Annotated in this window: 29 protein-coding genes; 10 read left to right on the top strand and 19 right to left on the bottom strand. The window is 60.9% G+C overall.

Annotation, left to right across the window (positions count from 1 at the left end):
* Positions 1–2: 2 nt before the first annotated feature.
* Positions 3–353 (bottom strand): DUF3147 family protein, encoded by a 351-nt coding sequence (locus ACS5RD_RS20880; protein ID WP_489928971.1) that lies wholly within the window; start codon positions 351–353, stop codon positions 3–5.
* A gap of 85 nt (positions 354–438) precedes the next feature.
* Entirely contained in the window at positions 439–1,998 is a 1,560-nt protein-coding gene (locus ACS5RD_RS20875; protein WP_054006903.1) for an amino acid permease, read from the bottom strand.
* Between the two features lie 297 nt (positions 1,999–2,295).
* Between ACS5RD_RS20875 and ACS5RD_RS20870 the strand changes: the two genes are divergently transcribed.
* Together ACS5RD_RS20870 and ACS5RD_RS20865 are read left to right on the top strand one after the other, a co-directional pair.
* Positions 2,296–3,441 (top strand): aminodeoxychorismate synthase component I, encoded by a 1,146-nt coding sequence (locus ACS5RD_RS20870; protein WP_489928970.1) that lies wholly within the window; start codon positions 2,296–2,298, stop codon positions 3,439–3,441.
* Complete coding sequence (locus tag ACS5RD_RS20865) at positions 3,399–4,049, top strand: aminotransferase class IV family protein (RefSeq protein WP_489928969.1); 651 nt, start codon at positions 3,399–3,401, stop codon at positions 4,047–4,049. Before ACS5RD_RS20870 ends, ACS5RD_RS20865 begins: the two co-directional genes overlap by 43 nt.
* Here ACS5RD_RS20865 and ACS5RD_RS20860 read toward each other — a convergent pair.
* A complete protein-coding gene (locus ACS5RD_RS20860) occupies positions 3,999–5,249 on the bottom strand; it encodes a class I SAM-dependent methyltransferase (protein ID WP_489928968.1) in 1,251 nt (416 codons plus the stop codon). The genes ACS5RD_RS20865 and ACS5RD_RS20860 overlap by 51 nt on opposite strands.
* 414 nt (positions 5,250–5,663) lie before the next feature.
* Positions 5,664–6,401: a M48 family metalloprotease gene (locus ACS5RD_RS20855; protein WP_054007170.1), complete on the bottom strand. Its 738-nt coding sequence runs from the start codon at positions 6,399–6,401 to the stop codon at positions 5,664–5,666.
* 174 nt (positions 6,402–6,575) lie between these two features.
* On the opposite strand from ACS5RD_RS20855, the gene ACS5RD_RS20850 reads away from it, so the two are divergent.
* A complete protein-coding gene (locus ACS5RD_RS20850; RefSeq protein WP_489928967.1) occupies positions 6,576–6,821 on the top strand; it encodes a DUF8831 family protein in 246 nt (81 codons plus the stop codon).
* On the opposite strand, the gene ACS5RD_RS20845 is transcribed toward ACS5RD_RS20850, so the two are convergent.
* Entirely contained in the window at positions 6,818–7,072 is a 255-nt protein-coding gene (locus ACS5RD_RS20845; protein WP_489928966.1) for a DUF167 domain-containing protein, read from the bottom strand. The two genes, ACS5RD_RS20850 and ACS5RD_RS20845, sit on opposite strands and share 4 nt — an antisense overlap.
* A gap of 89 nt (positions 7,073–7,161) precedes the next feature.
* Between ACS5RD_RS20845 and ACS5RD_RS20840 the strand changes: the two genes are divergently transcribed.
* A complete protein-coding gene (locus tag ACS5RD_RS20840) occupies positions 7,162–7,746 on the top strand; it encodes a nitroreductase family protein (RefSeq protein WP_489928965.1) in 585 nt (194 codons plus the stop codon).
* Positions 7,747–7,783: 37 nt separating this feature from the next.
* Positions 7,784–8,470: an EI24 domain-containing protein gene (locus tag ACS5RD_RS20835; RefSeq protein WP_162232880.1), complete on the top strand. Its 687-nt coding sequence runs from the start codon at positions 7,784–7,786 to the stop codon at positions 8,468–8,470.
* Here the strand turns inward: ACS5RD_RS20835 and ACS5RD_RS20830 are convergent.
* A complete protein-coding gene (locus tag ACS5RD_RS20830; protein ID WP_054006909.1) occupies positions 8,464–8,739 on the bottom strand; it encodes a DUF1467 family protein in 276 nt (91 codons plus the stop codon). The genes ACS5RD_RS20835 and ACS5RD_RS20830 overlap by 7 nt on opposite strands.
* Positions 8,736–9,140, bottom strand: a complete 405-nt coding sequence (gene mce, locus ACS5RD_RS20825) for a methylmalonyl-CoA epimerase (RefSeq protein WP_489928964.1) — start codon at positions 9,138–9,140, stop codon at positions 8,736–8,738. The genes ACS5RD_RS20830 and mce overlap by 4 nt, the downstream gene beginning before the upstream one ends.
* 172 nt (positions 9,141–9,312) lie before the next feature.
* On the opposite strand from mce, the gene ACS5RD_RS20820 reads away from it, so the two are divergent.
* Both ACS5RD_RS20820 and ACS5RD_RS20815 read left to right on the top strand, forming a co-directional pair.
* Positions 9,313–10,056 carry a response regulator gene (locus ACS5RD_RS20820; protein ID WP_489928963.1) on the top strand — a complete coding sequence of 248 codons (744 nt, stop codon included), beginning with the start codon at positions 9,313–9,315 and terminating at the stop codon, positions 10,054–10,056.
* A gap of 106 nt (positions 10,057–10,162) precedes the next feature.
* Entirely contained in the window at positions 10,163–10,330 is a 168-nt protein-coding gene (locus ACS5RD_RS20815) for a hypothetical protein (RefSeq protein ID WP_489928962.1), read from the top strand.
* On the opposite strand, the gene ACS5RD_RS20810 is transcribed toward ACS5RD_RS20815, so the two are convergent.
* From ACS5RD_RS20810 to aspS, 3 genes are all read right to left on the bottom strand, one after another.
* Positions 10,331–11,551, bottom strand: a complete 1,221-nt coding sequence (locus ACS5RD_RS20810; protein WP_489928961.1) for a DUF1501 domain-containing protein — start codon at positions 11,549–11,551, stop codon at positions 10,331–10,333.
* An 8-nt stretch (positions 11,552–11,559) separates the two neighbouring features.
* Positions 11,560–12,831: a DUF1800 domain-containing protein gene (locus ACS5RD_RS20805; RefSeq protein ID WP_489928960.1), complete on the bottom strand. Its 1,272-nt coding sequence runs from the start codon at positions 12,829–12,831 to the stop codon at positions 11,560–11,562.
* Between the two features lie 293 nt (positions 12,832–13,124).
* Positions 13,125–14,903: an aspartate--tRNA ligase gene (gene aspS / locus ACS5RD_RS20800; protein ID WP_489928959.1), complete on the bottom strand. Its 1,779-nt coding sequence runs from the start codon at positions 14,901–14,903 to the stop codon at positions 13,125–13,127.
* Between the two features lie 146 nt (positions 14,904–15,049).
* On the opposite strand from aspS, the gene ACS5RD_RS20795 reads away from it, so the two are divergent.
* Both ACS5RD_RS20795 and ACS5RD_RS20790 read left to right on the top strand, forming a co-directional pair.
* A complete protein-coding gene (locus tag ACS5RD_RS20795; RefSeq protein ID WP_489928958.1) occupies positions 15,050–15,409 on the top strand; it encodes a YigZ family protein in 360 nt (119 codons plus the stop codon).
* Between the two features lie 54 nt (positions 15,410–15,463).
* Positions 15,464–15,829: a diacylglycerol kinase gene (locus ACS5RD_RS20790; protein ID WP_489928957.1), complete on the top strand. Its 366-nt coding sequence runs from the start codon at positions 15,464–15,466 to the stop codon at positions 15,827–15,829.
* A gap of 52 nt (positions 15,830–15,881) precedes the next feature.
* Here ACS5RD_RS20790 and ACS5RD_RS20785 read toward each other — a convergent pair whose 3' ends face one another.
* Genes ACS5RD_RS20785 through ACS5RD_RS20760 form a run of 6 tightly spaced genes read right to left on the bottom strand, consistent with a single transcriptional unit; the run spans position 15,882 to position 20,190 of the window.
* Entirely contained in the window at positions 15,882–17,474 is a 1,593-nt protein-coding gene (locus tag ACS5RD_RS20785) for a hypothetical protein (protein WP_489928956.1), read from the bottom strand.
* Positions 17,467–17,637, bottom strand: coding sequence for a hypothetical protein (locus tag ACS5RD_RS20780; protein WP_489928955.1), 171 nt, complete (start codon positions 17,635–17,637; stop codon positions 17,467–17,469). The genes ACS5RD_RS20785 and ACS5RD_RS20780 overlap by 8 nt, the downstream gene beginning before the upstream one ends.
* A 42-nt stretch (positions 17,638–17,679) precedes the next feature.
* On the bottom strand, positions 17,680–18,051 hold the full coding sequence (locus ACS5RD_RS20775; protein WP_489928954.1) for a thiol-disulfide oxidoreductase DCC family protein: 372 nt from the start codon (positions 18,049–18,051) through the stop codon (positions 17,680–17,682).
* Between the two features lie 48 nt (positions 18,052–18,099).
* A complete protein-coding gene (locus ACS5RD_RS20770) occupies positions 18,100–18,765 on the bottom strand; it encodes a 5-formyltetrahydrofolate cyclo-ligase (protein WP_489928953.1) in 666 nt (221 codons plus the stop codon).
* On the bottom strand, positions 18,762–19,787 hold the full coding sequence (locus ACS5RD_RS20765; protein ID WP_489928952.1) for an NAD(P)H-dependent flavin oxidoreductase: 1,026 nt from the start codon (positions 19,785–19,787) through the stop codon (positions 18,762–18,764). The genes ACS5RD_RS20770 and ACS5RD_RS20765 overlap by 4 nt, the downstream gene beginning before the upstream one ends.
* Positions 19,780–20,190, bottom strand: a complete 411-nt coding sequence (locus ACS5RD_RS20760) for a DUF488 domain-containing protein (protein ID WP_489928951.1) — start codon at positions 20,188–20,190, stop codon at positions 19,780–19,782. Before ACS5RD_RS20760 ends, ACS5RD_RS20765 begins: the two co-directional genes overlap by 8 nt.
* Before the next feature lie 181 nt (positions 20,191–20,371).
* Between ACS5RD_RS20760 and ACS5RD_RS20755 the strand changes: the two genes are divergently transcribed.
* The gene (locus ACS5RD_RS20755; protein ID WP_489928950.1) at positions 20,372–21,718 is read left to right on the top strand and encodes an MATE family efflux transporter; all 1,347 of its coding nucleotides are present in this window, start codon (positions 20,372–20,374) and stop codon (positions 21,716–21,718) included.
* A gap of 3 nt (positions 21,719–21,721) precedes the next feature.
* Here the strand turns inward: ACS5RD_RS20755 and ACS5RD_RS20750 are convergent, their stop codons facing one another.
* From ACS5RD_RS20750 to ACS5RD_RS20740, 3 genes are read right to left on the bottom strand one after another with little or no spacing between them, the layout of a single operon-like run.
* The gene (locus ACS5RD_RS20750) at positions 21,722–22,135 is read right to left on the bottom strand and encodes a hypothetical protein (protein WP_489928949.1); all 414 of its coding nucleotides are present in this window, start codon (positions 22,133–22,135) and stop codon (positions 21,722–21,724) included.
* Complete coding sequence (locus ACS5RD_RS20745; protein ID WP_489928948.1) at positions 22,136–22,516, bottom strand: bleomycin resistance protein; 381 nt, start codon at positions 22,514–22,516, stop codon at positions 22,136–22,138. It abuts the gene before it with no gap.
* Positions 22,517–22,524: 8 nt separating this feature from the next.
* Positions 22,525–23,727 carry a pyridoxal phosphate-dependent aminotransferase gene (locus ACS5RD_RS20740; RefSeq protein ID WP_489928947.1) on the bottom strand — a complete coding sequence of 401 codons (1,203 nt, stop codon included), beginning with the start codon at positions 23,725–23,727 and terminating at the stop codon, positions 22,525–22,527.
* Positions 23,728–23,788: the final 61 nt, after the last annotated feature.

Genomic DNA, 23,788 nt, shown 5'->3' with positions numbered 1-23,788 from the left:
GGCTAAAGCTGGATGCCCGAGCGGTTGGCGACCCACAGCATCAGCAGATAAAGTAGGAACGTCAGCCCGCAACCAAGCCCGAGCGCCAGCCAAAACCCTGTGCCGTTCCGCAAAAGAAATGGAATGAGCAGAAACATCGGCACCGAAGGCGCGATGTACCAGAGCGTAGCGCTGACATGCGAGGCCATCCGCGCAGGATCATGTGTATCACGCCACAGCCAGATCATCCCCAAGACCGAGATCAGCGGCAGCGATGCGATCAGCGCCCCAAGCCCTGCATTGCGGCGCGCGACCTCAGAGGCAAGGGCGATCAAGACTCCGGAGATTGCGGCTTTCAGTAACAGATACATCATGGGGTTTCCGATGCAGAGGCACGGTAAGGAAAGGGCGGCCAGATGTTCCAGCCGCCCCCCAAATTCAAACTTGCAGCGTTAGGGGCTACTTCTGCCCGACTGCAGCCTCGGCTGCGGCAATCGCAGCCTTGCGTTTTGCAATAGCATCGCCAATCGGCGGACCCTGGAACCGGCGGTTTTCAAACCCAACCCAAATCAAAAGAGCCAGAACGATGAAGCCCAAAGTGATCTCTAGCGCCCAGTCGTTTGGCGGCTGGATGCCGATGTAGAACATGATGGCCATCGAGATAATCGACAGAACGGCCATCAGTTTGTAGGTGCCAACGCCGATATTCCATGGCCCCATGGCGGGCCATTTCGGACCGCCAATCGCAATCAGACCCAGCGTAATCGGCAGGGCGAAGGACAGGAACAGGAAGATGACAGTGCAGGACACCACGATCGAATAGGCCGGGGTGCCGGCAATGGTGATGGCCGACGTCAACCACACGAACAGCACCGACAGGACCGAGGCAGTCCAGATCGCATTCACCGGCACGCGGTGTTTCGGGCTGACGGTTGCCAGTGCTTTTGATGCACCGGGAATGCCGCCATCGCGCGAGAAGGCAAACAACATGCGGCTGGCCGAAGTAACCGTGGCTAGACCGCAAAGCCATTGCGACACGAAGATCGCGACATAGAGCACGGTCTTCAGGGTCGGATTGACGGCGCTGTCCATGCCCCAGAAGAACACGTTCCAGCCTTGCTTGGCAGCGTCATCCATATTCGGCAACATCAGCACGAACGAGCACAGCATGATCCAGCCGAACAGGCCTGACCAGATCACCGAGGAGACCATACCCTTGGGCACCGAAACCGAGGCTTTGACGGTTTCTTCGGCAGTATGGGCCGAGGCATCATAGCCAGTGATGGTATAGATCGGCAAAAGCAGCCCTAGAAGGAAAGCCATGCCGCCGCCGACGGCCACAGGCCAAACCGATGATGCGCCCTCGGTTCCGGTGTAGTTGCTGAAAGTCCAAAGCCGCGAGAAATCCCATGAGCTTGCCGAGAACAGGCAGGCGAAGGTCAGCGCCGCTGCCGTGGCAAGGATCAAAAAACCCGAAAAATCGGTCAGTTTCGCAGTGAGTTTGATGCCGAAATGGTTCACCGCCGCCTGAGCCCCGGTGATCAATGCAACGAAAATTACCCGGTGCGACAGCGTGTCTTCCAAGCCGATCAATGGCCCAAACGAGCCGAAGAAGAAGTAGAAGGTGCCGACGTTGATCGCCCCCAACACGGTGATCAGCCCCAGCAGGTTCAGCCATGCCGACAGCCAGCCGGTAAAGCGGTTCCCCAAGATTGAGCCCCAGTGGTAAAGCCCGCCCGCCGTCGGATAGGCCGACGAGATCTGCGCCAGAGCCAGCGCAAAGACACCCGACATCAGCACGCCCAGCGGCCAGCCAAGGCCAATCGCGGCGCCGCCTGCACCCGAGGTGGCCTGCCCGAGCGAGTTGATCCCGCCCGAAAGAATACAAATGATAGAAAACGAGATCGCAAAGTTAGAGAAACGGCTCATTGAGCGTTCCAACTCTTGCGCGTAGCCCATGCCATGCAGAACTTTCACGTCTTCATGGTGGTCTTTATCGGTATAGTCTTCCGATGCCATTCAGTTACCCTCCGAACCGTTGATTGGTCGTTATTATCGTTGGCGGTGCGACGTTATGCCGTCCCTAGCCGTAGGGAAGCGCGGATTTTACAGTCTGGCAAGCACTGAATAGATATTTTCAGAAATCAGCGACGGGCGGGCCGGGTTGCGATCTGCGACGGACATTTTTGCGTCGCAAATGCGCAAAAGACGGGCGGCCCCAAATTCATAAAATGGCTGGCACTGGATTTGCAGGCAGGGCTGGCCTAGGTGATGCGGCTGGCTTAAATGTCAGGCAGGGCAACAAGGGGCGCGGGCGTGATCCTGATCGAAGATGGACCTCTGGGGAAGCCAGCGCTGTTTGACACTGCTGAAGCGCTGATCGTGGCGCGGGCTGCGGATGAGGTGGCCCCGGCTTTGGCGCAACTTGACGCCATGCGTGCGCAGGGCAAATGGCTCGCGGGCTATATCAGCTACGAGGCTGGCTATGCGTTAGAGCCAAAGCTGGCGGGGCTGATGCCAGCGGCGGACCCCACGCGGCCCTTGCTGGCGTTCGGGGTGTTCGCCGGGCCCAGCGATCCGGCGCAGGTGCTGGCTGAAGCGAAGGCCGAGGCGCGCGGCGTGGCGGTCGCGGCGCTGGAGCCTGCGATCAACCGCGCAGAATACGGCGCCGCTATAGACCGCGTGATGTCCTATATCGCGGCCGGCGATTGCTATCAGATCAACCTGACCTTTCCGCTGCGCACGCGGCTGCTGCAAGGCTCGGCCCTTGGGCTCTATGCTGCGCTGCGGGCGCGGCAGGCGGTGGGGCATGGTGCCTATCTGGATCTTGGCGTGGGGCCGGTGCTGGTCTCGCGCAGCCCAGAATTGTTTTTGCGCACGACGGCGGCGGGACGGATTGAAGCAAGGCCGATGAAGGGCACAGCCCCCCGCGACGCTGACCCCGTGCGCGATGCGGAACTCGCCGAGGCGTTGCGGGGCAGCCCAAAGGATCAGGCGGAAAACCTGATGATCGTCGATCTGTTGCGCAATGATATCAGCCGGGTGGCGCAGATCGGCTCGGTCAAGGTACCGGAACTGTTCGCGGTGGAACATTACGCAACGGTGCATCAGATGGTCAGCCGGGTGGTCGGGCAACTGATCGAAGCCCCCAGCATGACCGCGCTGATGCCAGCCCTGTTTCCCTGTGGATCAATCACCGGCGCGCCGAAAATCCGCGCGATGCAGATCATCCACGAGGTCGAGCCGTTCCCGCGCGGCGTCTATTGTGGTGCGATGGGCTGGATGGCCCCGGATGGCGCGTCGTCGTTCAACGTCGCGATCCGCACGTTGTCGGTGTTTCCAGATGGCGCGATAGAATTGAATGTCGGCGGTGGTGTGGTGCAAGACAGCACGCCCGATGGCGAATGGGAGGAGGCGTTGTGGAAAGCGCGTTACATGCAGGGGCTGGTGCGCCCGGCCTAAAGCTGATCGAGACGTTGTGTTGGGATGGCGCTGCATTGGTGCGCTTGCCGCTGCATCTGGCGCGGCTGTCCGCTTCGGCGCGCAGCTTGGGCTGGGGCTGTGATCCGGCTGTGGCCGAGGCGGCGCTGCGGGCAGCCGTGCCAGCGGCGGCCGCGCGGATGCGGCTGACGTTGGATGCAAGCGGCGCAGTTGAGGTGCAGGCGGCGGCTTTGCCTGCGGGCAAGGCGGTGTGGCGGGTGGGCTTGGCAGCTGACCGGCTGACCTCAGACGATCCTTGGCTGTCGGTAAAATCGACAAAGCGCGCGGCCTATGACGCGGCACGTGCCAGTCTGCCGGATGGCTTCGATGAGGTGATTTTCCTCAACGAGTGCGGCGAGGTCTGTGACGGCTCGATCACCACGGTGTTTTTCGATCAGGGCGAGGGGCTCTGCACCCCGCCGCTCAGCTGTGGCCTGCTTCCGGGCGTGCTGCGCGCCGAAATGCTAGCGTCAAAAGCCGCGCGCGAGGCAGTTTTGCGCAGCGCCGATCTTGCAGATGTTCGGCTCTGGGTGGGCAATTCACTGCGCGGCCTGATCCCAGCGGTTTTTGTGCAAAAGGTCGGGGCGTGACGCCTCGGTGATGTAATCGCGCGTCAGCGGCACTGCATCCTGTCGGTTGGCAAGCTGCATCTGGAACACGCATTGCCGCCCTTCCCGGAAGGTCATCTCAGACGCGATCAGATAATACCGCCACATCCGGCAGAACCGATCATCATAAAGCGCACGGATTTTATCAATATTGGCCTCGAAGCGGTACAACCAGTGCGCCAAGGTCATGGCGTAATGCAGCCGCCAAACCTCGATATCCGTCGGCCACAGCCCGGATTTCTCCATCGCGGCCGACATTTCAGACAGGGCGGGCACATAGCCGCCGGGGAAGATGTATTTTGTGATCCACGGATTGGTCGCACTCGGCGGTGCGGCGCGACCAATGGTGTGGATAAGCGCGATACCATTTGGGACAAGCAGGTTTTTCACTTGCGCAAAATATTCGGGATAATGCGGCACGCCGACATGCTCGAACATCCCAACCGAGACGATGCGGTCGAAAGTGCCGGTCAACTGGCGATAATCCATCAGCTGAAACGACACGCGGTCGGACAAACCAGCTTCGACTGCGCGCTCCACTGATCGTTTGTATTGCTCTTGCGAAAGCGTCACGCCCAGCACTGTCGTGCCATAATCTTTGGCCAGCGTCAGCGCCATGCCGCCCCAGCCCGAGCCGATATCCAACACCGTCATGCCCGGTTTCAGGCATAGCTTTGCGGCGATATGCGCCTTCTTTTGCTGTTGCGCCTGTGCCAGCGTGTCATCAGGATGGATGAAATAGCCGCAAGAATACTGCCTGTCGGCGTCCAGAAACAAATCATAGAGCGCGCCCGACAGATCATAGTGATGCTCGACGTTGGCGGCAGATCGCTGGGTGCTGTTGAACTGCGCCGCCCCGCGCAGCATCACCCGCACCGCATCCTGTATCCGCCGCCACCAGACCAGTGCGCCGCCGCCTTTGGTGTTGGCAATCACCAGCGCCAGCAAACCGCGCAGATCATCCGCGTCGATGGTCAGGCTGCCATCCACATAGGCCTCGCCCAAAGCCAGATCGGGGTTGCGCGCCATGCGGCCGACAAGCGCGGGGTCGATCACCCGCACGGTCACGGAAGGTGCATTGCCGTTGCCATGGCGTTGCGTCGAGCCGTCTGGAAAATGAAGGATCAGCGTGCCTTGCCGGATCAACTGCGCCAACATTCTATTCAAAATGGTCGTCCACATGATCATACCCTTTTTGCGCCCTGTGAGCATGGCTTTGGCACATCAATGGTCTCAGCTTTGGAACCGACACGCGGGCGAAATGGCCCTTAGTTTCCATCGGCAAAGACAGAAATGTGGCTTTGCTCAACGAACCAAGCCCAATTCGGTTCCCAATATATCACATGACCTTGACTTCACGGCATCCAAAGCGACCGTCGACGGCAAGCCAGCGGAGCACGTTGCGCGCATTGTCTTTATCTCGGGTTTGCGGGACTTCGCCCGAAACCCTCGGGAGCGCCCGGTGCAGCGGTCGGCGCGATCCGGGTAGGGCGGCGTTTGACATATCGGGTTTGATGTTGGTTAATCAAACCTAAACGGATACCTGTTAAGTCCTTGATATTGCATGGCGGTGGTCATGCGCCACGCGTGGACAGCCTAAACGCCGCGCAGCTTAGCGACCACAGCGGCGACCAAAGCCTTGCGCTGCCGATTGGCCGGATGGGTGCCCAAAAACTGATCGCCGGGATCGGGCAGCCGATCAAAAAAGCCCGTGCCCTTGACCGGATCATAGCCGGCGTGAAACGCAATCTCGGCCCCGATGGCGTCGGCCTGCAATTCATATTCCTTCGAGAACTGCCGCGTCGCCAGCCCCGCCCCCATTTTTTGCGCCTGCTGAACCTCATCCTGCCCGGCCCCGGAAGCGGCGGCCAATATCCCCGCCATCATCGCGCCGGATAGGGCCGTTTGTTCCTGCTTGGGAATGTGACCCAGAATGTGATGACCGGCCTCGTGGCCCAACACGAAAGCGATCTCATCGGCGTTGCGGGCATCGGCGATCAAAGCCAGCGAGAACGCAATGATCGGCCTGCCTGACTTGTCGACGGTTTGGAACGCGTTGGCGGGCTGGCCGGGGCGGTCGTCGATCACGATCTGAAAATCGCAGCGATGCGCCACATGCTGCGCGCGGCAGTAGGCTTCGGCGACAGGTTCCACCCGCTGCACCACGGTCAGAAAGTTCACCGCCGCCGCCCGCGATGCCAACGCACCGCCAGTTTGCGAGGGTTGGGTCAGCACCTGTGCGGCGCTGTCGCTTGGGGGCAAGGGCGGCATCCCTGGCTGTACGCAACCCGCCAGCAGTGCCGCCGCCAAAATCCATCCTGCCTGCCGCTTCATCACGCTCGCCTTCGCCGCTGTCCTGATACTGCCCATATCAAACCCGTTGCGGTTTCATAGCCCCATCTGGACCCGATCTGGCTGCACTTTCGCTTGAACGTGGCCCGAATGCTTGACCCTGACCACAATGCGGGCTCATCTGCCTGTAATTTGATCCGGAACAGGAGCCTTGCGATGTTCACCATCGAGCATGAATTCGACGCCACCGTGATCACATTGGTGGACGAGGGTGAGCCGGACAGCCCGTTGCAAGAAGACATCACCATAGATGCCTTCGCCGAATGTGTGGTGCTGCGGCAGATGGATCAAATGACCGACGAAGTGGTCGCGATCACATTTTCCATCGCGCAGTTGCGTGACCTTGCGGCGGCGTTGGATCTGCCCGAGGGCAGTTACCGGATCGAGCCGAAGCAGCCCTAATCCAGCCGGAACACCTTGTCGCGCGAGATTGCGCCGCGCAGCAGTGTCAGCCGGGATTTGGCGACACCAAGGGCATGGGCCAGCGCCTCGGTGACGGCAGCGGTCGCCTTTCCGTCTTCGGCCGCGGCGGTGACGCTGATTTTTATCATGCTGCCGTCGCGGGTGATACTGCTGCGGCGGGCGCGCGGCGTGACTTTGCAGGAAAACTCTGTCCCTGAAACCGCCAGCTCTGCCCACGCGCCTTTTTGCATGGGGACAGAGTGCAGAAGCCGGTGTGCAAGGGCAAGCCCACTTGACGAAGGCCGCCCACACCGCCACCTCTGGCGCAAAGGAGCTTTCCATGACGCACGACACTTCCGCTTTGACCCAAGATGCCTTCGATTTTCTGAAAAGCCGGCAATCACACCCGGCCAAGCTGTTCAAAGGCCCTGTGCCAGCGCGTGCCGAACTGCTGGAAATTCTGACCGCAGCCACCCGGGTGCCCGATCATGGCAAGCTGGAGCCGTGGCGGCTGGTGGTGCTGGACCGCGCGGCCATGCTGCGGCTGGGCGATCTGGCCGAGGCGCGGGCTCGGGAGATAGGGGCGGACGATGAAAAAATCGCCAAGGGGCGCGGGCAGTTTGATCTGGGGCAGTTGGCGGTTGCGGTGATTTCGTCGCCGAAAGCCTCGGACAAGATCCCGCTGTCCGAGCAGATATTGTCGGCCGGGGCGCTGTGCTTTGGCGTGCTCAACGCAGCTTTGGCGAAGGGCTGGGGGGCGAATTGGCTATCGGGGTGGCCCTCGCATGATCCGGTGTTCGCGGCGCAGGCGTTTGGCTGTGTGGGCGATGAGACGGTTGCGGGCATCGTGCATATCGGCACGGCTGTGACGCCGATTTCTGACCGCCCGCGGCCTGATTTGTCGAAGCTGATCACATGGGCCTGATCGGCGGCGGCGTGAGCACCGGGAGTATCGGGACATGATCTTCAGTGATTTCGCCAAGGCGTTGAGTCAGCTTGGCGATGGCCGGTTTCTGCGGGTGATGCTGCTGGGCGTGGCGCTTGCGGCGGCGCTGCTGACCGGGGCCTATGCGGCGTTGTTGTGGCTGATTGAGACCTTCACGCCGGGCAGCATCGACATCCCTTTCGTTGGACCGGTTGGCGGCTTGGATACGCTGCTCAGCTGGGGCTCGATCCTGTTGATGGTGGTGCTTTCGGTGTTTCTGATGATCCCAGTCGCCTCGGCCTTCTCGGGGCTGTTTCTGGAGGATGTGGCGCAGGCGGTTGAGGATCGGCACTATCCCAGTTTGCCAGCGCCAGAGCGCCAAAACCTTGGCGACACGCTGATTGATACGGCCAATTTCATTGGCCTGCTGCTGGCGCTGAATACCGGGGCGCTGTTGCTTTATCCGTTTGCGGGGCCGTTCAGCCCGCTGCTGTTTTGGGGCATGAATGGTTATTTGCTGGGGCGAGAGTATTTCACGCTGGTTGCCACCCGCCGTTTGGGGCGGGATGGCGCGCGCGCGATGCGCCGCGCCTATAGTTTGCGGATTTGGGCGGCGGGGGTGCTGATGGCGGCCCCTTTGTCTATCCCGCTGATCAACCTTGCAATTCCTGTGTTAGGCGTCGCTACCTTCACCCATATGTTCCATCGGTTGAATCGTCAGTAACGGTTGGCCCACAGCCCGAACACATCCAGATCGGCGATGCCCCAGCGACCTGAAGTGATCAGCAGATAGAGAATGGCGAAGATTACAATCGTGATCAACGTGGTCAGTTGGGCTTTCGGTTTGATCATGGCTTCGGCGGGGGCAGAACGCGGCGTGCCGGGTTCGACCTCACCCATCTGCGCTTGGCTTTTGAAGCGCAGCGGCAGCACGCAGAAAAACACCATGAACCAAGTGACCGAAAACAGCACCAGTGCGGCAGTGATTGTCATGTCTGCTCCAATTCCACCAAACAGCCGTTGAAGTCCTTGGGATGCAGGAACAGCACCGGCTTGCCATGCGCGCCGATTTTCGGCTCTCCCGAGCCCAGCATCCGCGCACCACTGGCCTGAAGATGGTCCCTTGCGGCCAGAATGTCATCCACCTCGTAGCAAATATGATGGATGCCGCCTGCGGGGTTTTTCTCAAGGAAAGCCTTGATCGGGCTATTAGCGCCCAAAGGATACAGGAGCTCGATCTTGGTGTTTGGCAGTTCGATGAAGATCACCGTGACGCCGTGGTTGGGCTCATCTTGGGGCGGCCCGACTTTCGCCCCCAAGGTATTGCGGTACTGATCCGCCGCCGCGGTCAAATCCGGCACGGCAATCGCGACATGGTTCAGGCGGCCAATCATGGGCAGGCTCCTTGCAAGCTGATGCTGGCCTTATGGATGCAGCGCGGGGTTCCGGCAAGGGGGCGCGCGGTCGCAGGGTGGGTTGAAAAATTTTACCAGCGGCGGTGGCGTTTACGATTTATGCACCAAAACCGTGGAAGACTGGCTGGGTCGATTTAGCCGCAGGTCCGCCATGCCCAGCCAAATGCCCCATGATCCGCCGCTGCCGCCCAGTTTTGCCTTGCCGAACCTTGTGGCGGGGGCAGAACTGCCGCTGCAGGGTGTCACCATTCTGGCGGTGGAGGATAGCCGCTATGCCTGTGAAGCATTGCGATTGATGAGTCAGCGCGCGGGCGCGCGGCTGCGCAGGGCGGATACGCTGGCGCTCGCGCGGGCGCATTTGCGGGTGTACCGGCCTGATGTGGTGATTATTGACCTTGGTTTGCCGGATGGCCGGGGCGAGGGTTTGATCCGCGAGTTGGCGATGGCGCGGCAGCGGCCGCTGGCGGTGCTTGGCACTTCTGGCAATCCAGACGGTCGGGGCGCGGCTTTGGCTGCGGGGGCAGAGGGGTTTCTCGATAAGCCTTTGGAAAGTTTTGCAGAGTTCTGCATGGTTTTGCGGCGGTTTTTGCCGGGGCTTGCGCCGTCGCTGGTCGAAGATTCGGCGATCTGTCCCGATCCATTGGCGTTGCAGGACGATCTTTCGCGCGCGGCAGCAGCGCTTTCGGCAGAGCCGGATGCGGCGGGGCGGCGGTATCTGGCCGGGTTTGTGCTGGGCGTGGCGCATCACGCGCATGACAGCGCCTTGGCGCGGGCGGCCAGTGCTGCGAGCGTGCCGAATAGCGGTGATCTTGATCAGTTGCGCGGCTTGATTGATAAGCGACTGACGGTCGCGAATATAACGACAGCTTTCGCCGCTAAGCCTGAGGCTGTGTGACGCGGCGCAGCCCCGCAATCACCACGGCTTTGGCCAATACGCAACATGGTTTCGCCCCAATCACCGGGCAAAACCGCGCCACCAGACGTTATAGAAAGTGCCATTGATGTCCGCCAAACAACGCTTTCTGCGTGACGAATCGGGTGCGGTTTTTGCGGAATGGGTGGTGATCACCGCCGTTGTGGTGACCTTGTGTATGGTCGCGATCACGGCTTGGCGTGGCGATGCGGATTTAGCTGACAACCGCGCCGTGGCGGCGATGTCCGGTGTTTGATTATAGCAATATCCGGGGGTCTGTGCCCATTTTCAGACCCGGAAACACAGCGTTTTCCAATACGGACTGGTCAATGCCATACAGCCCTTGGATCGCATGGGCCGCCCAAGCCCGCACGTCGGAAGTGGGCATCAGATCGCGACGCTCGTAAAGACTGGCCTCCGACAGCCCCGGCCAATCGCCATAGACCTTGCCGCCGTTCAGCGCGCCACCCGCCATCACCATCACCCCGCCGGTGCCGTGATCGGTGCCCGTCGTGCCGTTTTCGCGCGCGGTGCGGCCAAATTCGGTCATCGCCAGCAGCAAGGTTTTGCCCCAGACTTTCTCTCCCAACCCGGTTTGCAGCCGTAGGATCGCGTATTGCAAGCGGGCGAGAGACTTGGAAAGTCCGCCCGCTTGACCCCGGTGGGTATCCCATCCCGTCATCGAAAACGCAGCAATCCGTGCGTCTTGCTTTAGCTTTCCAGCAGCGTAATCAACCAGTTGCTCGACATCCTGCACCTTCAGGCCGGCCATTTGCGACGGGTCTGCCGCCATGGCCAAGTCGCCATTGCCGGCATCTGCCAACTCCATCGCCTCTTGCGAAGCGGCGTGGAACAACGGATCGGATTCGTAGACCTTGTCAAACAGCAGCCGCGCTTGCGGCGTCAGCAGCAGCGTGGTCTCGGGTGACCAGTTGCGCACCTCAGCGGGGCCTTCCAGCAGCGGCATCGCAACTTGGCCGATGGAATAGGCGGTTTCAGAGGTCAGGCCCTTTTGGGTCTGCAACAGCCGGTTCAGCCAGCCGTCCTTGACCTGATTGAGCGGCACATCCATGCCGGTGCCAGCCTCCAGCATGTCTTGGCCGACAAAATGGCTGCGCTTGTCGCGGTAAGGCGTCGACGTGGCGTGGACAAAGCCCAACTGGCCCGCGCCCCACAGTGGCATCAAATCGCCAAAGGCCGGATGCAGGCGGAAAAACCCATCAAGGTCAGCGGCTTGCGGGTTCAAAAGCGTGGGGCGCAGGGCGGCGTAATCGGCATCGCCTTGCGGCTGCACCACATCCAGCCCGTCCATTGCGCCGCGCAGGATGATCACGATCAACCGATGATCGCCAAGGGCGCGCCCACCATTGGCACCCGCCATCGTCACTGTGGTCAGCATCGGATGCGCAGCAATCGAGCAGCCCAGCACGCCGCCGAGCCCGCGCAGAAAATTCCGTCTGTCCATCGAAGCTGTCATGGCGACCCTCATCTGCGGTTGAATTCGGCGGAGGCCAGCACGAGGCCGACGCCCTGTGTGATATCTTCGGCGCGGGCGGCCCCCCACAGCAGCGGTTCGCTGGCGCGGTCGGCAAGGCAAGATTGCGCCAAGGCAACCGGATCGGGCAGCGGTTCGACCAGCCGCATCGGCACCCGCATCGCCCAAGTGATGCGGCGGGCAAGACCCTGCGGCGTGATCCATTCCTCGGCGGCCTCATCAAAGCCGTTCGGGCCTGCGGGGCGCTTGAACGGTTGACCCATCCCTGCCATCGGGGCCAAGACTTGGCCGCGGAATTGCTTGTAGGGCATTTGCTGAAGCTGTTCGCCACTTACGCCCAAGGCGCGCAGAGAGACGACCATGAAATCAAAGGGCTGCCGCGCTTTTTCGGTGACTTCCACCCATGCTGCGGGGTGATTGAGCATTGCGGCGTAGGTCGCTGTCAAATCGCCGCCCGAACCGCTGTAAGCCGCCGCTATCGCTTTGACGAGATCGGCATCTGGCGTGTCGGAAACGAAATGCACCGCCAGTTTGCGCGCCAGATGCTGGCCGGTCGCAGGCTGAAGTGCCAAATCACGCAGGGCAGCATGGATATTGTCCATCCCCTCCGCGTCATAGGTTTTGCCCAGCAACTCGCGCGGGCCCGGCTCGGCCCGGCGCGGCTGAAACTCCATCAGCAGATCGGCATTCATCGTCAGACCGGCAAGGATTTTCGCCATTTCGGTGACATCGGTCTGGGTGTAATTTGCGCCGACGCCCATGCTGTGCAATTCGATCACCTCACGGGCGAGGTTTTCGTTCAGGCCTTTGTTCTGGTTCTTGCCAAAGTGCGAATTTGGCCCGACCGAACTGGATTGATCGAGATAGCTGAGCATCGCCGGATGTAGTGTGGCTGCCGTCAGCATATCGGCGAAATTGCCAGTCAGATGCGGGCGGATGGCATCATCGACCAAGGCATAAGGAAACAGCGCTTCGAGTTGGCGCTTGGCGATGACCGAGAAATGGTCGGCCCAAAAGGTGGTCAGCCGTTCGCGAAAACCGTCGGCGCTGTCCAAAGCCCGGGCGAAGGTGATCACGCTGGCGGCTTGCGCGGCATCGCTGAAATCCTGTAGCAGCGCATCGCGTTTGGGATTTTTTGCCGTGGCTTTCTTGCCGGATTTCTGGATTTGGCGCAGCTCTTGGATATTGGGGATCAAATCCGCAGAAGCGCGTATTGGCAATGACTGCATCGCTTGATCGGGCCCCGCCAAAAGCGCAAGCATTGTATCTGCTGAATCAGGTGCACCCCTGGGTTGCGGCAGGCCATAGCCAAAACGTATCGCAGCAAGGGTACTTAGCTTCGACATCGTTTTCGAACTCCGGTTCACGCGGCCACAGCCTACCTTTGGGGAAACATAGGCAGGAGTGGGCAGATTACCACCGTTTAGGTATCAAAAATGCGGCGTGAGCATGCGATGGCTGAAGTCTGCGTCCTACAGAGCGGAAAGCCGCCTGTAGGGCTGCGCTGTGAGCCGGATGACCTGCGGGGCAGGCCATCCGGCAGACGGCTGATGCGTTACTCTTTCGGCGTGACGCGCAGGGACAGTTCGCGCATCTGGGCGTTGGTCGGCTCGGACGGCGCCCCCATCAGCATGTCTTCGGCGCGCTGGTTCATCGGGAACATGATGACCTCGCGGATGTTCGGCTCATCGGCCAGCAGCATCACGATACGGTCGATGCCGGCGGCGCAACCGCCGTGGGGCGGAGCGCCGTATTTGAAGGCTTTTACCATGCCGCCGAAGCGCTTTTCGACTTCGGAGTTCGGATAGCCTGCCAGTTCAAAGGCTTTGAACATGATCTCCGGCTTGTGGTTGCGGATGCCGCCACTGATCAACTCATAGCCGTTGCAGGCCAGATCATATTGGTACGCATAGACTTCCAGCGGATCGCCATTCAGTGCGTCCATCCCGCCTTGCGGCATTGAGAACGGGTTGTGGGAGAAGTCGATCTTACCGTCGTCAGTTTTCTCATACATCGGGAAATCGACGATCCAAGCGAATTTGAAGCAGTTCTGCTCGGTGAGGTCTAGTTCACGGCCAATCTCATTGCGGGCACGGCCTGCGATGGATTCAAAGGTTTCTGGTTTGCCACCAAGGAAGAAGGCAGCGTCGCCTTTGTTCAGGCTGAGTTGTTGGCGGATCGCTTCAGTGCGTTCTGGGCCGATGTTCTTGGCAAGGGGGCCAGCGGCTTCCATGCCAGAGCCATCTTCCGCCTCGCGCCAGAAGATATACCCCATACCCGGCAGACCTTCTTTCTGCGCGAAGGCGTTCATGCGGTCGCAGAATTTGCGGCTGCCGCCTGTCGGGGCCGGGATGGCGCGGATTTCGTTGCCGGGTTGTTCCAGAAGTTTGGCGAAGATCGCAAAGCCGGAGCCTGCGAAATGTTCAGACACGTCCTGCATCTTGATCGGGTTGCGCAGGTCGGGTTTGTCCGAGCCATACCATTTCAGGCTGTCGCGATAGGCGATCTTGGTCCAGTCGGAATAGGTTTTCTTGTGTGACGCAAATTCTTCAAAGATACCTTGCACCACCGGTTGCACAGCGGCGAAGACGTCTTCCTGCTCGACAAAAGACATTTCAATATCAAGCTGATAGAAGTCGGTGGGTGAGCGGTCGGCGCGTGGGTCTTCATCACGGAAGCAGGGCGCGATCTGGAAATACCGATCAAACCCCGCCACCATGATCAGTTGTTTGAACTGCTGCGGTGCTTGCGGCAGGGCGTAGAATTTGCCGGGATGCAGGCGCGATGGCACCAGAAAGTCGCGCGCACCTTCGGGCGAGGATGCGGTGATGATCGGGGTTTGGAATTCGGTAAAGCCCTGATCCCACATCCGGTTGCGCATTGAGCGCACCACGTTCGAGCGCAGCATCATGTTGCGGTGCAGCTTTTCACGGCGCAGATCGAGGAAGCGGTAGGTCAGCCGGGTTTCTTCGGGGTAGTCGACATCGCCAAACACCGGCAATGGTAGTTCCTCGGCGGCACCCAGCACGGTGAGGGCGGTGGCGTAGACCTCAATCTCACCCGTTGGCAGTTTGGCGTTGACCAGCGACGCATCGCGGCCTTTCACCCGGCCATCAATCCGCACCACCCATTCGGCGCGCACTTTGTCCATATCGGCAAAGGCGGGGCTGTCGCTGTCGGCGATGACTTGGGTGATGCCGTAATGGTCGCGCAAGTCGATGAACAACACGCCACCATGATCGCGCACCCGATGCACCCAGCCAGAAAGGCGGACGTCATTGCCCACATGAGATTTGTTCAGATCGGCGCAAGTGTGGCTGCGATAGGCGTGCATGGACTTCCCCTTCACGGAGGCTGGATCGGTTTTGCCCGATACACTCTGCCGACCGGGTGAAGTCAAGCCCATGGCATTGCGCTTTGCTATTTCATCTTGGCTCAAATATCCCCGCCGGAGGCTTCTACAGAGGATACGAGGACCGCATGTTGCAGATCGTCGATGTTTTGCGGGATCGTGGCTCGCGTTATGCGGTGTCGGGCGGGCCCGTGCAGGGGCGTGCCGGAATAGAGGCTTTTCTGGTCGAGCTGAAACGCGCCAAGAAATTTGCCAAGGCGACGCACAACACCTGGGCCTGTGTGCTGTCGAAGGAGGGCGCTGTGAAGGGCGATGATGGCGAGGCGGGCGCGGGGGCGGTGATCCTGAAGATGTTGGAGCGGGCGGAGCTGCGCGATCATATTGTGGTGGTGACGCGCTGGTATGGTGGGGTGCATCTGGGCGGTGATCGCTTTGCGCATGTGGTGACTTCTGTGCGCGCTTATTTGGAGGCGCTTGCCAAGGCGTGAGGCTTGCTAAAATCGGGGGCTTGCGCTTGGATGGTTGCCTGAATGGGGGGAGCCATGCGGCGGGATATTTTGCGCGCCGAGGCGCGGCGGTTTGCCAATACGGTGATTTGGTCGTGGGACGGTTGGGTTGCTGCTTGGGCGACGGAAAAGACGCTGCGGCAATGGACAGTGGTGAACCTGCTGTCGGCGGGGCTGGCATTTTCGTTGGATTTGTCGGCGGCCGAGCGCGGTTTGATCCTTGCGCTAGGCCTGTTGGTGCTGGCGGCGGAGTTGATGAACACCGGGTTGGAGGAAGCGGTGGATTACATCTCAAAGGTCGACGATCCGCGCGCCAAGAAGGCGAAGGATTGCGGCTCGGCGGCGGTGGCTTTGACAGCGATAGCGGGTGGCGTGGCTTGGGTGGTGATTCTGATCGGCTAGTGCGATCAGAATCGTGGTGGTTTTAGGGCGGGATTGTGATCGGGTTGTGCGATCAGAAATCGACTTTGGCGGGTTTTTCGTAGATGTCTTCCAACCGCTGCTTGAACTCCTTGAAGCAGGCCCCTGCATTTATCCGCGCTTTCAAGCGATCCCACACCACATCACTGGTCGCGGCGCCCTCAGCACATTGGTTTTCTGGCGTGCCGGTGTTCTGGCAGACCACACGCAAAATGCTGAGTTGTACGGCCAGCGGGCAGTTCACAATCTCATCCAGTTTCGCCAGTTGTTCGGGTGTCATGCCTGAGATGTCTGCGGCTTGGATCAAGTTGCTTTGGTCCTGCACCATTTGCAGCTTTGGCCGCGCGGCATCGGCAAATTCATCGGTGCCATAGCGCGAGTAATAGATCGCGTTGTGGAAATACGGCTCGGCTTTGGCGATGCTGTCAAGGTCTTGCCAACGCAGAGTTATCTCGGCGAGATCGATCCACAGTTGCGGTGCGGTGGGCACTGCTTTCAAGGCGGCATGTAGGCGTGTTGTTATCTCGGCCTTGTCTGCGGGTGTGACGGGACGGTTGGCATATTCTGCGGCATCAAACAGCACGCCAATGTAACGGTGCAGCAGATATGGGTTCAGCGGGTCTTGGAGGAGGGCGTCGTGCAGGTAGGGGACTTCCCGGCTTAACGCGATGGCGAGTTCGGGGTATTTAGCCTCCATCGGTGAGACTTTGTTGATTTGATTGCGCAAAGTGTCGAGCTTGCGTGCCTCACGAGAGGCCATGTCGCCATCGGCCTTGATCTTTTCCAGCAGCACGATGCTGTCTTCTGGGCTCGTCAACCCATCCATCATGTCATTGTAACGGGCATTGTCGAGGATGGGATGGTCGGTGAACATCAAAAGCTGATGGGCGGCCGCGCGTTGGTCTCCATACCAGAAATCGGCATAGTAGACCGCGTCGATGCGGCAGATTTCGGAGCTGTAGTCTTTGATATCGGTGATCTTGGGGGCGTAGCGATCACAGAGCAGGTTCACCTGTTCGGGCCGGCCGCCCCATTGTGGCGCAAGGGCTACCATCGCGCGCATCAAGCTGCCGCGATTGGGCTGGCTGGTCATAATACGTTCCAACTCGCGGGGGATCACCGATTTATTGCCCAAAGTGACGGTCAGGCGCAGCAGGCCATCCGAGGCAGGAATCAGGTCTGGCGCAAGTTTGGTCGCTTGTTTGAACAGTGGGAAGGCAGCGGTGTGGCGCTGCATCAGAGCGGCCATTGCCTCGTCAGTGGTATTGTTGACGCTGGCCCTGCCACGCCAAAAATTGCCCCAAGCGTAAAGATTCCAGCCTTTTGCAGTCAGAGCGCGAGGATTGTCGGGCTGATCACGCGCCCAGTCTTCGGTGAAACTCTGGATCGCGGGATCAGATAGGGCGAAGACGTTGTAGAGATCGCGCTCAGCATCCGGCGTATGAGCGGATGTATAGCTGGTATGGGCGGCTTCAAGGGCCGCGTCGGTCGCTGTGAAATCCCGCGCGAGGACGAGCCTGCGCAGCGCGTCAAAGCTGGTCGGAGGTGCTGGGGGCTGACGGAGCAGTATCAGCGCTGGCGGCGAGAGCAGCAGCAAAGCGGCCAGTTCTATCAGGCGCTTACGCATCGCGTTGCGCGGCCATGAATTGCTGCGGCGCGGGCGCACAATGGGGTCGAACAGGTAGCAGCGGGCTGGGCGTGATCGCGGTGCCTTCGGCGCAGAGCACGGGTTCGGGTTGGGGGAGCGTATGGCCGGGCAGGGGCGGCGGCAGGAACACTAAGTGCAACATGGGGCCACCTCACCGGGGATTTCCGTGCAGGTTGTCAGGCTATTACGGCAGGTCTTTGGCGGCTTCGCGGCGTTTGTGGGCGCGGTAGAGGATGGGGGCCATCAGGTGGTCGTAGAATGCGCAGGTCAGCGGATGGATCAGCGGTAGTGCGGTGATGCGCGCTATCAGTCGCCAGCGTGGCAGTTGCGCCCAGAGGATTTGGAAGGCCGGGATACCGGAGAGCAGTTGGCCTTGGTGCAGCACATGCAGGCGTTTTGCTGCGGCCTCGGGGGTGACGCCCCAAGCGCTTGCTTGGGTCAGGTCGTCGAAGCGTAGCGGCAGATCCTCGGCGAGGGCTGCCTTGCGGTAGTGACCGATTTCAAACCGGCAAACCGGACAGGTTTCGTTGTAGAGGACTCGGGTTTCATCGGTCATAGCGCGAGCATAGCGGATTTTTCGACTGGGGTGGTGTGGCGTTGCGTCTCAGGCGTGGAGCGGCCGCGGGCCGGATTCTGTCAGGATGTAATCCATAGGGATATCATGCGGTTGTGGAAAGATTGTGGGCAGTTGGGCGGCATCTAGCCCGATGCCGATGGCGATGGGCGACGGGGTTAGAGCGGCAAGGGTGCGGTCGAAATAGCCGCCGCCGTAGCCTAAGCGAAAGCCGGCGCTGTCCCAGCCGACGAGGGGAGAGAGGGTGATATGGGGGATGATCTCGGGCCCCGTCGCGGGGGTGGGGATGTTCCAGAAACCGCGCTCCATCTGGGTTTGCGGCGTCCAGGCGCGAAAGGCGAGCGGAGCTTTCGGGGTGAGGATCAGCGGCAGGGCGGCGGTGGCACCGCGGGCCGCGAGGCTGGCAAGCCAGAAGCGCAGGTCAAGTTCGGCTTTGATCGGCCACCAAGCCGAGATGATCAGGCCGCTCAGGCTGGGAAAGCGCTGGGCGAGCAGGCGGTCGAGATGGTTGGCGATGGATTGGGCTGCGGCCTGGCGGGCGGCGACGGAGAGGGCGGCGCGCTCGGCAAGCAAGCGGGTGCGTTCGGCTTTGCGCCAGCGCGCGACGTCGCTGGCTTGCTGCGGGTCGATATGATTGGGGTCGATTTCCTGCGCAAGGCAGGCGGGGGAGGCGTAGGGGCGGGGGGCTTGGGTCATGGCGATGTGAGCCGGGCGAGGGCCGTTTGGGCTTCGCTGAGGATGGTAGCGATGCGCGCGGCGGCGGTGGGCAGGGTGGTGATCAGCGCGGCACTTTGGCCGGCGTAATTGGGCATGGCTTCAAGATCGCCCGTGGTGATGCGGAGGGGGCTGTCGGTGCTGTAGCGCAGCAGGGGGCGGCCATCCTCATGGGCGATGATCTCGTGCGGGAGGGTGTCGGGGTGGTGGCCTGTCAGAGTGTGGCCGATGGCGTCGGTGACGGAATTGCGGAGGACGCGCACCGGGGAGTTCGGCGGCCAGTTCAGCGCGAAGATGTCGGTGTAGACGGTATCCTCGGCTGAGGCGGCCAGCACGCGGGCCTTGTGATCATCATGGGCGAAGGATTCTTCGGTGGCGAGGAAGGCGGTGCCGCAGTGGATGGCTTGCGCGCCCAGAGCACGGGCAGCGATCAGGGAGGCTCCGGTGGCGAAACCACCTGAGGCCACGATGGGCAGGTTGCTGGCACGGGCGACTTGCTCGACAAGGATCAGGGCGGCGGCGGTGCCGTGGACATGGCCGCCCGCCTCGACGCCCTGCACGATCAGGACGTCGGCTCCGGCGGCTTCGGCCTCTAGCGCGGCTTTCAGCGAGCCGACTTGGTGCAGCACAAGGCAGCCAGCAGCTTTGGCACGCTGGATGGCTTCGGGGACGGGGTGCCAAAAGAAGCACATCGCGGGGACTTTTTTGGCGAAGCAGGCGTTGAGTTCGGCGTCGAGCAAAGCGTGGTCGGTGGCGGCGGGGATCAGGTTGACGGCGAAGGGTTTTGTGGTGCGGGCGCGGATGGCGTCGATTTCCCGCGCGATGAGGTCAGGGGATTCGCGGACCATACCGAGGATGCCGTAGCCGCCCGCATTTGCCACGGCAGCGACGAGGTCTGATCGTGCAACGCCACCCATGCCGGCAAGCAGGATCGGGTGGTCGCAGCCGAGCAGGTCGCAGACGGGGGTGCGCAGGTTTTGATGCGCGGGCTGGGAGTTAGGCATGATGAGTCTCGTGCGTTAGGGTTTCGAGCAGCACATCGCGCAGGATCAGCGCGTGGCTGTGATCGGTATCGCGGGCGGCGTAGATCAGGGTGACGGGACCTTTGCGGCACCACTCCAGCGCTTCGGCCAAGACTGCGGGCGTGGCGGTCAGTTCGGCACGGTAGCGGCTGGTGAATTCAGCCCATTTGGCGGGATCGTGGCAGAACCATTCCCGCAGATGCGGGCTGGGGGTGGCGGATTTGAGCCATGCATCCAGCTTCAAATCGGATTTGGCGATGCCGCGTGGCCAGAGGCGGTCGACCAGCAGGCGGGCTCCGAGGGTGGAGGCGCCAGCGCGGATGTCATGGGCGCGGCAGAGCTGGATTTTGGGTGGCTGGATATCGGGGGCGGAGTTGGGCGGCATCGCGGTCACTCTATGACAGAGCTTACGCTAGGCGCGCTGGGCGGGGAATGTAAATGCCGCGTTATCGACGAAGTTTCGTGAAATCCGACATTGGTTTTCGGGGGAGGGTCGGGGCCGGACGCGCTGCGCTGCGGCGGAGGCTACGTCTTGCAGCGGTGATCTGGCGCTTGTAGGAAGCGATATGATCAAAAGAATGTCCTACATCTCACATGCCCGCGCGACGTTGGCTTTGGGGCTGCCGCTAGTAGGCTCGCATCTGGCGCAGATGGCGCTGCATGTCACCGATACCGTGCTTTTGGGCTGGTATGGGGTGAATGAACTGGCTGCTGTTGTGCTGGCGACTTCGACGTTTTTCGTGATTTTCATCTTGGGTGCGGGGTTTGCGCAGGCGGTTTTGCCGATGGTTGCAACGGCTGTCGGGCGCGGCGATGAGGCGCAGGTGCGGCGGGATACAAGGATGGGAATGTGGCTGTCGATTGGCTTTGGCGTGCTGACTTACCCGATTTTCTGGTGGTCTGAGGCATTGCTGCTGGGTTTGGGGCAGCGGCCTGAGGTTTCGATTTTGGGGCAGGATTTTCTGCGCATCGCGGGACTCGGGATGATCCCGGCGCTGTTGGTGATGGTGTTGAAGAATTACCTCGCGGCGTTAGAGCGGACGCAGGTGGTGTTGTGGGTGACGCTGGCGGCGGTGGGGGTGAACCTTGTGCTGGCCTATGCGCTGATCTTTGGCCATTGGGGTGCGCAAGAATTGGGCGTGCGCGGGGCGGCGATTGCTTCGGTGCTGGTGCAGTCTTTGACGGCTCTGGCTCTGGCGATTTATGCCGGATGGCTGCCAGAGCTGCGGCACTTCCGGCTGTTTCAGCGGTTTTGGCGGCCGGATTGGCAGGCTTTGCATCAGGTGTTTCGGTTGGGCTGGCCGATTGGCATTACGTCACTCGCCGAGAGTGGATTGTTTCAGGCGACAGCCCTGATGATGGGCTGGATTGGCACCGTTGAACTGGCGGCGCATGGCATCACCATGGAGGTCGCCGCTTTGTCGTTTATGGTGCATTTGGGGTTGTCCAATGCCGCGACGGTGCGGGCCGGGCGGGCGGATGGCGCGGGCGACCGGCAAGGCTTGCGCGATGCGGCCAAGGTGGCGATTGCGTTGTCGGTTGGCTTTGGTGCGGTGATGGTTGTGCTGTTTCTCAGCTTTCCAGTGGCGATTATTTCGCTGTTTCTGGACGAGTCTAAGCCGCAAAGCGCTGAAATCATTGCCTTTGGTGTCACGCTATTGGCTATGGCGGCGCTGTTTCAGATGGCGGATGCGATGCAGGTGATGGCGCTGGGCTTGCTGCGGGCGATCAAGGACACAAGAGTGCCAATGATCGCCGCAGCGATCAGCTATTGGGGGATTGGGATTCCCTGCGGCTATTTCCTCGCGTTCCACGCCGGGATGGGTGGCATTGGGCTGTGGGCGGGGCTTGTGATCGGGCTGGTGTTTGCCGCCGTCACGATGATGTGGCGGTTCTGGCATCGGGTGCGCTGAGGGCTATTCCGCTGCTTCGCCTTTCATCAAACGCTCGGCCTTTTTGCGCACCAGCACTGAACGCAGGTCGTGCATCGCCAGCAGCAGAAGGTCGGTGACTTCCTCTAGCTGCGCGTCCGTGGCTTTGGATTGCACCCATTGGGTGGTCAGGTTCATGTGGTCGACGGCGCGCAGGATGTCATCGACATCGCGGGCGGCCAGCATGGCTTGGCGCTTGGCAACCCACTGGCTAATCATCGTAACTTCGTCAGGCGTCAGCTTATGATCGCCATGCGGCTTGATGTTGCCGTTCTTGACGTTGACCAGTGCGATTTCTTCCATGTCGATGCGGCGCTGGCGGTTCTCGGTATCCACCCGGAACACGGCAGCGCCGTTGTCACGGATGCGGAAGTAGAACTCGGGCAGATCGGCGGACATTCAGGCGGCCTCGCCAGCGTCACGGTTGTCGATCACGCGCAGAAGTGAGCCGTCTTCATCAACCAGCGCGAACATGCGCGGGGCATTGCCCGGTTTGAAGGTGCCAGTGAGGCGAGGGATGGCTTTGTGGTCGGTAGGCAGTCCGACTTTCTGCCATTCAGCGAGCAGGCCCGCCATGTCGTCAACACGGATGCAGGCAGAGAACCAGCTTGACCATTTATCGACCTCGGGGTGAGCGAAGAACTCCAGCGCCAAACTGCCGCGTTGCAGGATCATCCAGCCGTCATCGCGGAAAGTGGTGCGAAAGCCGAGGCGGGCATAAAACGCCTCGGTTGCTGCGAAATCGCGGCTTGGCAGATTGGCGGTGATCCGGTCGGCCATGACATCCTTCAGGTCAAAGAGGCGCAGAAGGTCTGGATGCGGGTGCAAGCCTCGCGCAGAACCTCGTCAGCGGTAGCGTAGCTGACGCGGAAGTTTGGCGAAAGCCCGAACGCCGCGCCGAACACCACGGCGACGCCGGTTTCTTCAAGAAGCGCGGTTGCGAAGATCTCATCATTGCTGATCTTGGTGCCTGCGGGGCTGGTTTTGCCGATGCAGCCTGAAATGTCGGGATAGACGTAGAACGCACCCTCGGGTTTCGGGCATTTAATACCCTTTGCATCGTTCAGCATCGACACCACAAGATCACGGCGGCGCTGGAAGATCTTGCGGTTGGGGGCAAGAAAATCTTGCGGGCCCGTCAGGGCCTCAAGGGCGGCATATTGGCTGACCGAGCAGGGGTTGGAGGTGCTCTGGCTTTGGATCGTGCCCATGGCTTTGATCAAGGCTGTGGGGCCTGCGGCGTAGCCGATGCGCCAGCCGGTCATTGCGTAGGATTTCGACACGCCGTTGCAGGTCAGGGTGCGGTCGTAGAGTTTCGGCTCAATCTGCGCGGGGCTGGTGAATTCGAAATCGTCAAACACCAGATGTTCATACATATCGTCGGACATGATCCAGACATGCGGGTGCTTCAGCAGCACATCGCAAAGCGCGCGGAGTTCGGCGCGGGTGTAGCCTGCGCCTGTCGGGTTAGAGGGCGAGTTGAAGATAAACCACTTGGTTTTCGGGGTGATCGCGGCGTCCAGCTGCGCGGGCGTGAGTTTGAAATCGGTGTCGATGGTGGCCATCACCGGAACCGGGGTGCCGCCCGCCAGCAGCACCATGTCGGGGTAGGACACCCAATACGGCGCGGGGATGATCACCTCATCGCCGGGATTACAGGTGGCCATCAGCGCGTTATACAGCGTCTGCTTGCCGCCCGTTCCGACGGTGATCTGATTGGGCGCATAGGTCAGGCCGTTTTCGCGGGCGAATTTCTCGCAGATCGCCTTCTTCAGCTCGGGGATGCCATCGACCGCCGTGTAACGGGTTTTGCCTGCATCAATCGCGCGTTTCGCGGCATTGCGGATGTTCTCCGGAGTGTCGAAATCCGGCTCGCCTGCGCCCAGGCCGATCACATCGCGGCCCGCGGCTTTGAGTTCTTGTGCCTTTGTTGTCACGGCGATGGTGGGTGAGGGTTTTACGCGGGCGAGTGTATCTGACAGGAAGGCCATAAGGCGGACTCCGTTGGGCTGGTTTGCAATTTTCGCCTCCCTGCCATAGGGTGGCCCCCTC

The organism is Cypionkella sp. PAMC25878, from assembly GCF_058135695.1.
Note: the sequence above shows the minus strand (reverse complement) of the source record. Positions and strands in the feature narration are given on the sequence as shown.